The organism is Mesorhizobium sp. ES1-6 (assembly GCF_020164775.1).
Taxonomy (GTDB): domain Bacteria; phylum Pseudomonadota; class Alphaproteobacteria; order Rhizobiales; family Rhizobiaceae; genus Mesorhizobium.
Genome location: NZ_JAIUGU010000020.1, coordinates 44,862 through 57,341, shown reverse-complemented (window position 1 = coordinate 57,341; position 12,480 = coordinate 44,862). Strand labels below are relative to the sequence as shown.

Annotated in this window: 14 protein-coding genes; 6 read left to right on the top strand and 8 right to left on the bottom strand. The window is 64.0% G+C overall.

Annotated elements, in window-relative coordinates; translation table 11 throughout:
- Positions 1 to 289 precede the first annotated feature (289 nt).
- Positions 290 to 1,399, bottom strand: a complete 1,110-nt coding sequence (locus tag LB564_RS30725; protein ID WP_140702810.1) for a TRAP transporter substrate-binding protein — start codon at positions 1,397 to 1,399, stop codon at positions 290 to 292.
- Positions 1,400 to 1,644: 245 nt separating this feature from the next.
- Here LB564_RS30725 and LB564_RS30720 point away from each other — a divergent pair, with 245 nt between their 5' ends.
- The gene (locus tag LB564_RS30720; protein WP_224542808.1) at positions 1,645 to 2,436 is read left to right on the top strand and encodes a gamma-glutamyl-gamma-aminobutyrate hydrolase family protein; all 792 of its coding nucleotides are present in this window, start codon (positions 1,645 to 1,647) and stop codon (positions 2,434 to 2,436) included.
- Here LB564_RS30720 and LB564_RS30715 read toward each other — a convergent pair whose 3' ends face one another.
- The 4 genes from LB564_RS30715 to LB564_RS30700 all read right to left on the bottom strand — a co-directional run bounded on the left by LB564_RS30715 (position 2,437) and on the right by LB564_RS30700 (position 5,878).
- Positions 2,437 to 2,841 carry a hypothetical protein gene (locus tag LB564_RS30715; RefSeq protein WP_140702813.1) on the bottom strand — a complete coding sequence of 135 codons (405 nt, stop codon included), beginning with the start codon at positions 2,839 to 2,841 and terminating at the stop codon, positions 2,437 to 2,439. It abuts the gene before it with no gap.
- 84 nt (positions 2,842 to 2,925) lie between these two features.
- Positions 2,926 to 3,909, bottom strand: a complete 984-nt coding sequence (locus LB564_RS30710) for a 2-hydroxyacid dehydrogenase (RefSeq protein ID WP_140702815.1) — start codon at positions 3,907 to 3,909, stop codon at positions 2,926 to 2,928.
- Entirely contained in the window at positions 3,906 to 4,928 is a 1,023-nt protein-coding gene (locus tag LB564_RS30705) for a LacI family DNA-binding transcriptional regulator (protein ID WP_140702817.1), read from the bottom strand. Before LB564_RS30705 ends, LB564_RS30710 begins: the two co-directional genes overlap by 4 nt.
- A 65-nt stretch (positions 4,929 to 4,993) precedes the next feature.
- Complete coding sequence (locus LB564_RS30700) at positions 4,994 to 5,878, bottom strand: DMT family transporter (RefSeq protein ID WP_181173583.1); 885 nt, start codon at positions 5,876 to 5,878, stop codon at positions 4,994 to 4,996.
- Here LB564_RS30700 and LB564_RS30695 point away from each other — a divergent pair.
- Complete coding sequence (locus LB564_RS30695) at positions 5,877 to 6,062, top strand: hypothetical protein (RefSeq protein ID WP_224542807.1); 186 nt, start codon at positions 5,877 to 5,879, stop codon at positions 6,060 to 6,062. The genes LB564_RS30700 and LB564_RS30695 overlap by 2 nt on opposite strands.
- A 10-nt stretch (positions 6,063 to 6,072) precedes the next feature.
- Here LB564_RS30695 and LB564_RS30690 read toward each other — a convergent pair whose 3' ends face one another.
- Positions 6,073 to 6,480: a DUF2000 family protein gene (locus LB564_RS30690; protein WP_140702820.1), complete on the bottom strand. Its 408-nt coding sequence runs from the start codon at positions 6,478 to 6,480 to the stop codon at positions 6,073 to 6,075.
- A 54-nt stretch (positions 6,481 to 6,534) separates the two neighbouring features.
- Here LB564_RS30690 and LB564_RS30685 point away from each other — a divergent pair, with 54 nt between their 5' ends.
- Complete coding sequence (locus LB564_RS30685; protein WP_224542806.1) at positions 6,535 to 7,401, top strand: AraC family transcriptional regulator; 867 nt, start codon at positions 6,535 to 6,537, stop codon at positions 7,399 to 7,401.
- A gap of 12 nt (positions 7,402 to 7,413) precedes the next feature.
- Here LB564_RS30685 and LB564_RS30680 read toward each other — a convergent pair whose 3' ends face one another.
- Positions 7,414 to 7,884: a MarR family winged helix-turn-helix transcriptional regulator gene (locus LB564_RS30680; RefSeq protein ID WP_224542805.1), complete on the bottom strand. Its 471-nt coding sequence runs from the start codon at positions 7,882 to 7,884 to the stop codon at positions 7,414 to 7,416.
- Positions 7,885 to 8,303: 419 nt separating this feature from the next.
- Between LB564_RS30680 and LB564_RS30675 the strand changes: the two genes are divergently transcribed.
- On the top strand, positions 8,304 to 9,386 hold the full coding sequence (locus LB564_RS30675) for a CobW family GTP-binding protein (protein WP_224542804.1): 1,083 nt from the start codon (positions 8,304 to 8,306) through the stop codon (positions 9,384 to 9,386).
- 111 nt (positions 9,387 to 9,497) lie between these two features.
- Positions 9,498 to 10,472, top strand: coding sequence for a WD40 repeat domain-containing protein (locus LB564_RS30670; protein WP_224542803.1), 975 nt, complete (start codon positions 9,498 to 9,500; stop codon positions 10,470 to 10,472).
- Positions 10,473 to 10,487: 15 nt separating this feature from the next.
- On the opposite strand, the gene LB564_RS30665 is transcribed toward LB564_RS30670, so the two are convergent.
- Positions 10,488 to 10,940, bottom strand: a complete 453-nt coding sequence (locus tag LB564_RS30665) for a hypothetical protein (protein ID WP_224542802.1) — start codon at positions 10,938 to 10,940, stop codon at positions 10,488 to 10,490.
- Positions 10,941 to 11,091: 151 nt separating this feature from the next.
- Here LB564_RS30665 and LB564_RS30660 point away from each other — a divergent pair, with 151 nt between their 5' ends.
- The gene (locus tag LB564_RS30660) at positions 11,092 to 12,471 is read left to right on the top strand and encodes an aspartate aminotransferase family protein (RefSeq protein WP_224542801.1); all 1,380 of its coding nucleotides are present in this window, start codon (positions 11,092 to 11,094) and stop codon (positions 12,469 to 12,471) included.
- The last annotated feature ends 9 nt before the right edge of the window (positions 12,472 to 12,480 follow it).

Here is a 12,480-nt window from a genome sequence, read left to right as displayed (position 1 = left end):
AATCGCCCCAGCCCGTACTCTATCCCTGACATGCCACATCTCCATCGAATCAATCCCAGTAAGGAATCGAGCTTCAATGCGCCGCGCAACCGAGATGTGTGAACGCGATAGGTCCCTATACGGGGAGAGGATGCCGGCAGGCAGGTGAGGGGCGGCGCCAATGCTGGATTGATAAGATGCGGGGACGGGGCTTAAACCAGGAACGATCCGTCGCCGAAGCCGGCGCTGCCCTCATCCGCCCTTCGGGAACCTTCTCCCCGTATAGTGACGGGGAGAAGGGAAGACCGGCCTACAGCTTGCCGTTGCGCTGCTGGACCATCATGAAGGTGTCGTAATTGTATTCGGCCACCTGTGCCCAGAGATAGTGCTCCTTGCGGAAGCCCTTGATCGATTCCCAGATCTTCTTGAACGGCGCGTTCGAGGCTTCCATTTCGGTGTAGACCTCGTTTGCCTTCTCGAAGCAGGCGGCCATGATCTCCTGGCTGAACGGACGCAGTTTCGCGCCGCCGGCCACCAGCCGCTTCACCGCCGGGGGGTTCACATAGTCGTATTTCTGCAGCATGTTGGCGTCCGCGGCCTGGGCGCACGTGCGCAGCAGCGACTTGTAGGTCGGCGAAAGCTCGTCGTACTTCGCCTTGTTGAACATCAGGTGGACGGTCGGACCGCCTTCCCACCAGCCGGGATAGTAGTAGTAGGGCGCCACCTTGTAGAAGCCGAGCTTCTCGTCGTCATAGGGGCCGACCCATTCGGCGGCATCGATGGTGCCTTTTTCCAGCGCCGGGTAGATGTCGCCGCCGGCGATCTGCTGCGGCACGACGCCGAGCTTCTGCACCACCTTGCCGGCAAAGCCGCCGATGCGCATCTTGAGGCCGGAGAGGTCGGCCACCGTGTTGATCTCCTTGCGGAACCAGCCGCCCATCTGGACCCCGGTGTTGCCGCCCGGCAGGCCGAACAGACCCTGCGTGGCGAGGAACTCGTTGAACAGGTCGATGCCGCCGCCATGGTAGTGCCAGGCATTCATGCCGCGCGCATTGAGCGAGAAGGGAACGGCGGCACCCAGCGCCCATGTCGGGTCCTTGCCCCAGTAATAATATGCCACCGTGTGACAGGCCTCGACCGTGCCGGCCGTGGTGGCATCGGCAACCTGTAGACCGGGCACGAGTTCACCGGCGGCGAAAACCTGGATCTGGAAATTGCCGTCGGTGGCTTCCGACAACATCTTCGAGAACACTTCGGCCCCGCCATAGATGGTGTCGAGCGACTTCGGGAAGGACGATGCCAATCGCCATGTCACCTTGGGATTGGACTGAGCGATTGCCGGTGCGGCGAGCGTGGCCGCCGCCGCGGCTGCGCCGACGCCGGTGACGCTGGCCTTGCGGATAAATGAACGACGATCCATGCAGTTCCTCCCTTTTGGATCAACAGAACCGACGTTCGGGAATCCTCGGCTCCCGCATCGGTTCGCTCGAAACAATACACGGGCAAGGAGTCGAGTCCAGCACGGCGGCCGGATTTGGTGCCGAAGCCAGACGACCCTGCAACTATAGTCTAACGCAGCATGTGGTGGCCCATGCGACACACTGAAACTTGGCATGGAAAATTGCCCAGGGATGGCCTATTTTGGACGCAGGACATCACATCCAGATGGAAACCAGACCCAAAATGCAGCAGCCGCTCGTCGCCATATCGACCGACGTCCGTCAATTCGACAACTACACCTGGCATGCCGCTCCGCAGCAATATCTGGAGGCGGCGATCACGGGTGCCGGCGTTTTCCCCCTGCTCGTGCCTTCGTTCGGCGGCCGGCTGGACTTCGACGAGCTCCTGTCGTCGGTCGACGGCGTCATGCTGACCGGCTCGAAATCCAACGTCGACCCATCGCTCTACGGCGGCGATGCGAGCGAAGCGAATGGCCCTTACGACCCGGCACGCGACGCCACCACGCTGCCGCTGATCCGCAAGGCGATAGAGCGGGGCGTGCCGCTGCTTGCCATCTGCCGCGGCATCCAGGAGCTGAACGTGGCGCTGGGCGGCACGCTGGGCACCGAGATCCAGGAGCGTGAAGGTTCGCTGGACCACCGCGCACCGGTGAGCGACATCCAGGACGAGCGCTTCGCCATCCATCAGACCGTTGCGATCAAGCCGGGAAGCTGTCTTGCCGGCGTGTTCGGCGCGGGTGACATGAAGGTCAATTCCCTGCATCGCCAGGCCATCGACCGGCTCGGCCCGAAACTGCAGGTCGAGGCCGTCGCCACCGACGGCACGGTCGAGGCGGTGTCGGTGAAGGACGCCCGCGCCTTCGCCGTCGGCGTCCAGTGGCATCCCGAATATTGGGTCAAATCGGACAGCAACTCGGCCAAGATCTTTCGCGCCTTCGGCGACGCGGTGCGCCTGCACGCGGCGGCGAAGGCCGGCGCACGGGCGGCGGCGGAGTAGTCAGTCTCCCGGCTTCAAGTCACTGTCTGCCGCCAGCGACAGCAGCGGATTGGCCGGCGCGTAGGATTCGTAGCCGTCGCCATCGGCAACGGCGAAGGTGACGATCGGATCGATGCCGTTGACGCTGAAGGCGACCGTTCCGTCCTGTCCTTCGCGCCAGAATTTCGCATGTTCGATGCCCGGCAGGAGCCGGCGACAATTCGGCGCCACCGTCAGCAGCGACAGGCCATCCGAAATCGAGGCCCCGCGCTTGACCGCGCAGGCGCCCTCGTCGCCATTGGCGACCAGCCTGTAGGTGTTGGACGGCGTGGCCTCGTCGGCGGCGCTTTCAACACTGCCGCCGTGAAACAGCTGAACGCCGACAAACAAGGCGGCGGCCCCGATCAATGCGGAAAGCGTCTTCATCCTGCGCACCTACACGTATAGACAGGATGCAGAATGATTCCAAAGGGTTAAGCTGACGTTAATAAATGTGGCGGAGCCAGATGCTCAAGCGCGCGCCTTAACGCCGGCCGTCTCAGGCACCGGCGTCAGCGGCCGGCGCTCGCTGAACCAGGAGACCAGATTGTCGACGCATAGATCGGCCATGGCGCGGCGTGTGTGCTCCGAGGCCGAGCCGACATGCGGCAACAGAGAGGCGTTGGGTAAGTCGAGCAATGCCTGGGGGACATTCGGTTCTTCGGCAAAGACATCGAGGCCGGCGGCGGCAATGGTGCCGTCGGCAAGCGCTGTCGCAAGGGCTGCCTCGTCGACCGTGCTGCCCCGGCCCACGTTGACGAAGACGCCGTTGGCGCCGAGTGCCGACAGGATTTCGGCGTTGACCGCCTTCTGCGTCGAAGCGGCGCCGGGCGCCACCGAGATCAGTGTATCGACTGCTTCGGCCAGGCCCTTCAACGTGTCGTGGTATTGATAGGACAGGCCTTCGACCCGACGCCGATTGTGATAGGCGATCGGCAGGCCGAAAACCTCCAACCGGCGGGCAATGGTAAGACCGATGCGGCCCATGCCGAAAATGCCGACGCGGCGCGCCCGCAAGGTGAGCCGGCTTAGCGGGTAGTCGCCGCTGCGCGGCCAGTTGCCGTCGCGTAGCCAGGCTTCGGCCCGCGGCAGGCCGCGAATGGTGTTGATCAGCAGGCCAATCGCGGTATCGGCGACCTCTTCGCTCAACACATCGGGCGTGTTGGTGACCATGATGCCATGCGCGGCGGCATGGCGGACGTCGACCGAATCATAGCCGACGCCAAAGCTGGCGATGATTTCGAGGTTCGGCAGCGCGTCCATGAAGGCGGCGTTGATGCCGGCATAGGAAGCGATGCCACGCACCGTGCGCCGCATCTCGTCCGTGACCAGCGATGGCTCGGCGCGATCGATGCCCATAAGGCTGAACGTCCGCCCGATGCGGCCGACCGCGTGGGCGTTGAACTGGCTTGGCGTCAAAATGACGACAGGCGGTTTCTGCTCGGGCTCGATCATACACGCTCCACCGGCTTGCCGGTCGACTGGCGCACATGCAGTTCCGGCTTGATCAATTCCTGCGAGGGCCGCACCGTCTGGCCGTTGAGCTTGTCGAGCAGCGCGCTGGCGGCGCGGCGGCCAACCTCGCGCTGGCCGTTCCAGACGGTGGTGAGCGCCGGCGTGGCGATCGCCGCCTCCTCGAGATCGTCATAACCGGTGACGGAGATGTCGATGCCCGGCACCAGGCCGGCACGCGCAATGCCGTTCATCAGACCTATGGCGACGAGATCGTTCCAGCAGCAGGCGGCGGTCGGCCTGTCCTTCAGCGCCAGGAACTGCCCGGCGGCCTCGAAGCCCGCCTGCTTGGTGCGCGGGCCTGATATGCGCCAGGACGGCCTGACTTCGAGCCCCGCCGCCTCCATGGCATTGACATAGCCCTGATAGCGGTCACGGCCTGTCGAGGTCTGGTCGGTGCCGCCGATCATGGCGATGCGCTTGTGGCCGAGCGAGATCAGATGGTTGGTGGCGAGGCCTGTCCCATAAGAGTCGTCGCCGCGAAACACCGGCACGTCGGCGCCCTCGACGGTGCGCGCGATCAGCACCGCAGGCAGGCCGTTCTCCTCGGCCATCACGATGTCGGACGCGGGCGTGCCGATGGCCGGCGACATGATGACGCCGTCCGCGCCGAGCTGCAGCAGCGTGTCGATGAAGGTGCGCTGCTTTTCGAGCTGGTCGTAGTGATTGGAAAGGATGAAGGTTTGCCGGCTGCGGTCGAGCTCGCTCTCGATCGAACGCAGGATCTCGGCGAAGAACGGGTTCATGATGTCGTGCACGACGACACCGACAATGCCCGAGCGCGAGGTGCGCAGACTGGCGGCGCGACGGTTGTAGATATAGCCGATGGCGCGCGCATGTTCCTTGATGCGGTCGCGCGTCGAGCCGGCAACCAGCGGGCTGTCGCGCAGTGCCAGTGACACGGTGGCCGTGGAGACGCCAAGCGCGTCCGCGATCGTCGACAGCTTGATCTTCTGTGCCAGCCTTTCGCTCCCCGTCGTTTTTTAAACTGTTTAAGGGCGGCCTTATGCCATCGATCGGGGCCAAATCAAAGTTTTTTTGCCAGCGCTTCCGCCTCGACGTCCGACGCCGCGCGGCTACGCAGCCTGAGCCGGTGTTCGCGATGGACGATGTAGAGGCCGCTGGCGACGATGATGGCGGCGCCGACCAGCGTCCAGCGGTCGGGGAACTGCTTGAAGACGAGCCAGCCGGAGAGAATCATCCACACCATCTGCGAATAGGGATAGGGGGCGAGCGCCGTGGTCGTCGCCAGCCGATAGGCCTGGACCAGCAGCCAGTGCCCGACGCCGCCGAACACGCCAAGCATGAGCAGCACGAACCAATGCCAGCCATCGTGCGGCAGCGAGAACGAAAACGGCAGCATGGGCAACAGCAGCACCGCTGGCGCCAGCGCCGAGAACAGGATCAGGCTTTCCGAGGTCTCGGTGGCCGACATGCGGCGCGTCATGATGACATAGAAGCAGTTCGACAGCATCGAGCCGAGCGCGAAGAGATGTCCGATGCCGAAAACACCGACACCCGGCCTCGTGATGATCAAAACCCCGGCGAAAGCGGCCAGAATGGCCAGCCAGCGCCGCCAGCCGGCCCATTCGCCGAGCAGCGGGCCGGCAAGGGCGGTGATCACCATCGGCCCGAAGAAATAGATGGATGTCGTCTCAGCCAGTTGCAGGGAGCGCAGCGCCAGGACGTTGAAGATGGTCGAGCCGAACAGGAAGGCGCCACGGATCACATGCGCCGGCAGGTTGACCGGGCGAAACCGCTCCGGCTCGCGCCAGCCACGCAGCAGCGCCCCGACCAGCACCACGTGCACGGCAAAGCGCACCCAGGCAACGATCAAGACGGAGACGCCGGCCAGGACGAGGTATTTGCTTGAAGTGTCGAGGAAGGTGAAGAAGACGTAGGTGGCCAGCATGCAGACGATCGCCACCGGCGGCGTCGCGCTTTCTGACTGTCTTTGGGAAGGACTCACGTGCAGACCGGAGGAAAAGCTGGGCTGGAGCCCACCTTTGCGGGAATTGTCGCTTGCCGGCAAGCCAATTGTCGCCCGCTGCCATGCCTTGGGTCCCTGGCACAACAACAGCCGCGGTCAGGCTTAGTCCGCAGGCGCTAGGTGTGCATGCGGGCGCCCTTAGTGATCTTGTCGACCACCTTCTTCTCGGCGCGCAGCGCGATGCCGACCACCTTGGCGTCTTCGGGCGCGAATTCGGCGAAGGCGGCGCGGTTGGCGGCGTCGAAGCCGGTGGAAAACATCTCCTCGACATAGAGCGAGGTGGTGACGCCGCGTTCCAGCGCACGCCGGTGGATCGCACCGAGCGTCGCCTGGTCGGCCGAGAGCACGATGACCGGCTGGATCGAGAGCGGATTGTAGAGATTGCCTGATCGGTCTCGATAGGGCTCGCCGATGATGTCGGGAAACTGCGCGACGACGCCGCTGGTCAAAAAGGCGGTGACGTTGAGCTTCTGCCAGACCGGCAGATCTTCCCTGAGCACGATTGCAAATTTCGTATCGAACATGAGACAGTGACCAATTCCAGCTGGCGCCCCGATTTTTCGAGGCTGAAGGGGACGATGTCGTTCGAACTAGACCGCCAGGCTTTCGAGGGTCTTGGACGTTTGTGCGCCGATGCCGCGGAAAACTGCATCATTTCCGCGCCCGACCCGGCCGGGATGGAGCGTATCGAGGCTCGGTTTCACGGCAGCGCCTTCGACCTGCACCGCCACGACACCTATGCGATCGGGGTGACATTGCGCGGCGTGCAGACCTTCCGCTATCGCGGCGCGGCGCGGCTGAGCCTGCCCGGCCAGATCATCGTGCTGCATCCCGACGAATTGCATGATGGCGGCGCGGGCACGGAGGAAGGCCTGCGTTACAGGATGCTCTATCTGGAGCCGTCACTTATGCTCGATTCTCTCGGTGGCGCGGCGCTGCCTTTCGTCAGGGACGGCGTGGTGACCGACGACGCCTTCTGCGCGACGCTGCTTTCGGCGCTCGGCCCGTTGGAACAGGAACTCGACGAGCTGTTCGTCGACGACTTCCTGGCGCAGTTGACGCTAGCCCTGGCCCGGCACGCCGGCCAGCCGGCAAAGCTAATAGCGGGGACGGCGTGGCGGGCGGCGACGCTGGCGCGCGAGTATCTGACGGAAAACCTCGACCGGCCCGTGCGTTCGGGTGAGTTGGAAGCCGTCACGGGTCTCGACCGCTATGCCCTGTCGAGACATTTCCGCGCGGCCTTCTCCACCAGTCCGCACCGTTTCCTGGTGATGCGCCGGCTTCAGCGCGCACGCAGGATGATCGCCGCCGGCGAGCCCTTGGCGCAGATCGCGATCGAAGCCGGCTTCAGCGACCAGAGCCACTTCAACAGGCAGTTCAAGAAAGCGTTCGGCATGACGCCGGGACGCTGGTCGTCCTTGATCAACGGAGTTGCGGCCGCCTGATTGGCGAAGGGATCAGTCGTCGGTTTCGGCGTCGTCGTCGATCAGCACCAGTTCCTCGTTGGAGAGGTTGGCCTCGATGCGGGCGAGCAGCTTGAACAGCGCCTTCTGGTCCTTCTTGTCGAGGCCCTTCAACGCCTGCTTTTCGGTCTTCCTCACCGACTTCTCGATGGCGCGGATGGTTTCGCGACCGGTCTCGGTCAGGAAGATGTGCGCCTGGCGCGCATCGGATTCCGATGCGCGCTTTTCCAGAAAACCCTGCGCCTGCAGCCGGTTGATGGTCTTGGTGATGGTCGGCGGACGCACGCCGAGCCGCCCGGCAAGATTGCCCGGTGTCTGGCCGTCCTCACGGTCGAGCGCCAGCATGATCTGGTCCTGGCCGGCATAGAAGCCATGCGCCAGAAGCCGTGCCGCCAGCGCGGTCCTTGCCAGCCTTGCCGCTGAATGCAGCCGGCTCATCGTTGCAGTCTTGTCCGCCTTGGCCATGGTCATCCCTCTTCGGCCGTACCGGTGCGCACAGCATAGACGCAGCCGGCCGGTTGGCAATCGACGATCGAAAAGATTCCGGCATTCGAAACAGCTTTGCCGGCAAGCATTGCGGTGTCCGCCGTGGTGATGCCAGATGTTTATTTCAGTTAGATGACAAACGAGTTTCGAGCGGAGCGGATTCGATGCAACCTTTGCGTGGATGCGATCCGACGACCGACAGTCCTGACGAGACGTTTCTCTTGATCATTCCAGCGCCGAGGCGGCGATCGGGTGCGTGGCCGTGATGCCAGACAATCCCCTGCCGACAGCTTTGGCCCATGGTTTGCCCCGTGCAAAAGCCCGGCGCACATCCTATATGCAACCGACAATTCCCTTTCGCGGCCTGGATTTCAGGCCCAAGTCATTCGAGGCAAGTCATGAGCGACGCACAGACGCAGATCCCCGTAACCGTTCTCACCGGCTATCTCGGCGCCGGCAAGACGACCTTGCTCAACCGCATCCTGTCGGAGAGCCACGGCAAGCGCTACGCGGTCATCGTCAACGAATTCGGCGAGATCGGCATCGACAACGACCTGATCGTGGAATCGGACGAGGAAATCTACGAGATGAACAATGGCTGCGTCTGCTGCACGGTGCGCGGCGACCTGATCCGCGTCGTCGAAGGCCTGATGCGCCGGCCGGGCCGCTTCGACGCCATCGTCGTCGAGACCACGGGGCTGGCCGACCCGGTGCCGGTGGCGCAGACCTTCTTCATGGACGACGACGTGCGCTCCAAGACCAAGCTCGATGCCGTGGTGGCGCTGGTCGACGCCAAGCACCTGCCGCTGAGGCTCAAGGATTCCAAGGAAGCCGAGGACCAGATCGCCTTCGCCGACGTCGTCGTGCTCAACAAGACCGACCTCGTCACCCCCGAAGAACTCGCCAAGGTCGAGGCAACGATCCGCGCCATCAATCCGGCGGCCAGGATCCATCGCACCACCCGTGCCGGCGTGGCGCTGTCGGAGGTGCTCGACCGTGGCGCCTTCGACCTGTCCAAGGCACTGGAGAACGATCCGCATTTCCTCGATGCGCATGACGACCATGATCACCACGACCACGACCACGACCACGATCATGATCACGACCATCATCACGACCATCATCACCACGATCACGATGGGCACGACCACCACCATCACGCGCATCCCTCCGACATCCATGACGTGACGGTGCAGTCGGTGTCGCTGCGCGGCGGCGAAATGGACCCGAAGAAATTCTTCCCGTGGATCGAGAAGATCACCCAGATGGAAGGCCCAAACATCCTGCGGCTGAAAGGCATCATCGCGCTCAAGGGCGATGACGAGCGTTATGTCCTGCAGGGCGTGCACATGATCATCGAGGGCGACCACCAGCGCGCCTGGAAAGACGGCGAAAAGCACGAGAGCCGGCTGGTCTTCATCGGCCGCGAACTCGACGCCGAGCGGCTGAAGAAGAGCTTTGACGCCTGCCAGGCGGCTTGATTTCCAAATCCCGTAGCGTTAGCGCTGCCGGGTCTGTCCTTCTCCCCTTGTGGGAGAAGGAAGGGCCGCCCCTGGCCGCGCCGGCGGCTTCCTCGAATGGAATAGCCTGCCATGCCAACCGTCGCTCCGCTCGATCTCGAAGGCCATTGCGTCGCCGCCGTCTTCCTTGGCGACGTGCCGCATTTCGCGCTGGCCGATGGCGCTATCCACCGGCTCGACAATGGCCACAAGACCGTGCAGGCCAATGATGGGCTGCTGGCGGCCTTCCATGACTCGGCGAACGACCGGCTGATCACCGGCGGCGAGGACGGCAAGGTGTTTGCCGTGAAAGCCGGCGGTGAGACCCAGGAGGTGGCGAGCGCCGGCAAGAAATGGATCACCAGCGTTGCCGCCGGGCCGCAAGGCGCCATCGCCTATGCCACGGGCAAGACCGCCTTCGTGCGCTTCGCCGACGGCAAGATCAGGGAATTCTTACATCCGCGTTCGGTAGAGGGGCTCGCCTTCTCGCCCAAGGGCATGCGCTTCGGCGTCGCCCGCTACAATGGCGCGACGCTGCATTTCCCGGCCGCCGAAGGCAAGCCGGTGGATCTCGAATGGGCCGGCGCGCACACCGGCATCACCTTCTCGCCGGACGGCGCCTTCCTCGTCACCACCATGCAGGAAAACGCCCTGCATGGCTGGAAGCTCGCCGACGGCAAGCACATGCGCATGAGTGGCTATCCCGGCAAGGTCAAGAGCCTGTCGTGGAGCGTCAAAGGCAAATGGCTGGCCAGTTCCGGTGCGCCGGCGGCGATCGTCTGGCCGTTCTCGTCCAAGGACGGGCCGATGGGCAAGGCGCCGCTGGAACTCGGCACGCGCGGCAACGCCATGGTGACGGCGGTCGCCTGCCATCCAAGCCAGGATGTCGTGGCCGTCGGCTATGACGACGGCATGGTGATGGCTGTGCGCTTCGCCGACGCCAAGGAAGTGCTTTTGCGGCGCCCGGGCAAGGGCGGCATCACCGCGATGATGTGGGACAAGGAAGAACGCCGCGTCGCCTTCGGCAGTGCGGCCGGCGACTGCGGGGTCATCGACATCACGGCCTAGTCTCGAAACAGCTGATTACTCGGCGCCGCAGGAAACCTTGCCGGTCAGATCGACCGGCTTGCCATCGCTGTCCTTGTCGGCCATGCTGTCATAGATGGCGAGCTTGTAGTCTCCATCATAGACGCCCTCGTCGCTGGCCTTGGTCAGGATCGTCAGTTCGACCGAATTGTAGTTCTGGGCCACTTCCTGCTCGTGGTAGATGTTCAGCCGCAGTTCCTTGTTGTCCAGCCAGTACTGGGTGAGGTTGGCGTTCTCAAAAATGGTCTTTCGCAACTGATCGCCGGCGGGCCTTGCCTTGATTTCGAGGTCGCCGCGGAAGTTGAAAGTCGGGCCACCCATCCCGGTGGTCACGCCGGCATCGACCTGGAATTTGACCTGTGGATCATCGACTGAGCACCAGATGCCGCCGGTGGCGAACGCCGTACCGGCCGACAGGAACAGTATCGTCAGGCAGATGATCGTCCGCATTTCCCTTGCCCAATTGCCGTCCACATTGGCGCCGACTTCACACGGACCGTCAAGCGCCGCTGGGAAAGGCTGAGCCAATGCAGAACAGCCGCACGGCCAATTGCCGTCGCGGAGGTGGATTGGCTAAGAGGAACCGGCAAGAGGGGTTTTCATGCACAGCAGCGACAGTTCAAGCACCATCGGCGGCATCGGCCGCGACCGCATCGCGCAATTGCGCGAGACGGAAGGGGCTGCTTTCCGCGATGCGCGGCCGAAATCGCAGGCCAAGGTCGGCAACGGCCTGCCCGGCTTCTTCGGCGGCGTGCCGATGCACTGGATGAATGACTGGCCGACGCCGTTTCCGATCCTGGTCGACAGCGCCAAAGGCGCCACAATCACCGATATCGACGGCAACAGGCTGGACGATTTCTGCCTCGGCGATACCGGCTCGATGTTCGGCCATTCGCCGCCGCCGGTGGCGCGCGCCATTCGCCGCCAGGCCGGGCGCGGCCTGACCTATATGCTGCCATCCGAAGATGCGCTGGCCATCGGACCGCTGCTGCAACAGCGCTTCGGCCTGCCGTTCTGGCAGATCGCGACGACGGCGACCGACGCCAACCGCTTCGCGTTGCGGGTAGCCCGTGCGGTTACCTCCAGGGAAAAGATCCTCGTCTTCAACGGCTGCTATCACGGCTCGGTGGACGAGACGATGGTGCGGCTGATCGACGGCAAGCCCGTCAACAGGCCCGGGCTGGCGGGCGAATTCCGCGATCTGACCCGAACCGCCAAGGTCATCGAGTTCAACGATGTCGCCGCACTCGAAGCCGCGTTGGAGGACAGGGACGTGGCCTGCGTCATCGCCGAGCCGGTGCTGACCAATTCCTGCATGGTGCTTGCCGATCCCGGCTATCACGATGCGCTGCGCCGACTGACCCGCGCGGCCGGCACGCTGCTTCTGATCGACGAGACGCACACCATCTCGACCGGTCCCGGCGGCTACACGAGGAAATACGGCCTGGATCCCGACTTCTTCGTGCTGGGCAAGCCGATCGCCGGCGGCGTGCCGGCAAGCGTGTGGGGCATGAGCGAGGAGGTCGCCTCGCGCTACGCCGACTACAACAGGACGAAAGAGCCGGGCTATTCCGGCATGGGCACGACGCTCTCGGCCAACCCGCTGCAGTTCGCCGCGATGCGCGCCACGCTCGAGGAGGTGATGACGCAGGAGAATTACGACCGCATGGATCATCTGGCGCGGCAGCTCGACGCCGGGCTGACCGGGGTGATCGACCGTTACCGCCTGCCCTGGCATGTCGCCCGTGTCGGCGCCCGCGTCGAGTTCATCTGCGCGCCCGGCCCGCTGCGCAATGGCGCCGAGGCGGAGGGTGCGCATGCGCCGGAACTGGAGGCAGCCATTCATGTCGCCCTGGTCAATCGCGGCGTGCTGATCGCACCCTTCCACAACATGATGCTGATCTCGCCGGCGACGTCAGGCACGCAGGTCAACCGGCTGATCAGCGCTTTTGGTGCGGTTGCGGCAAAGCTTGCGGCATGAGACAAGCGG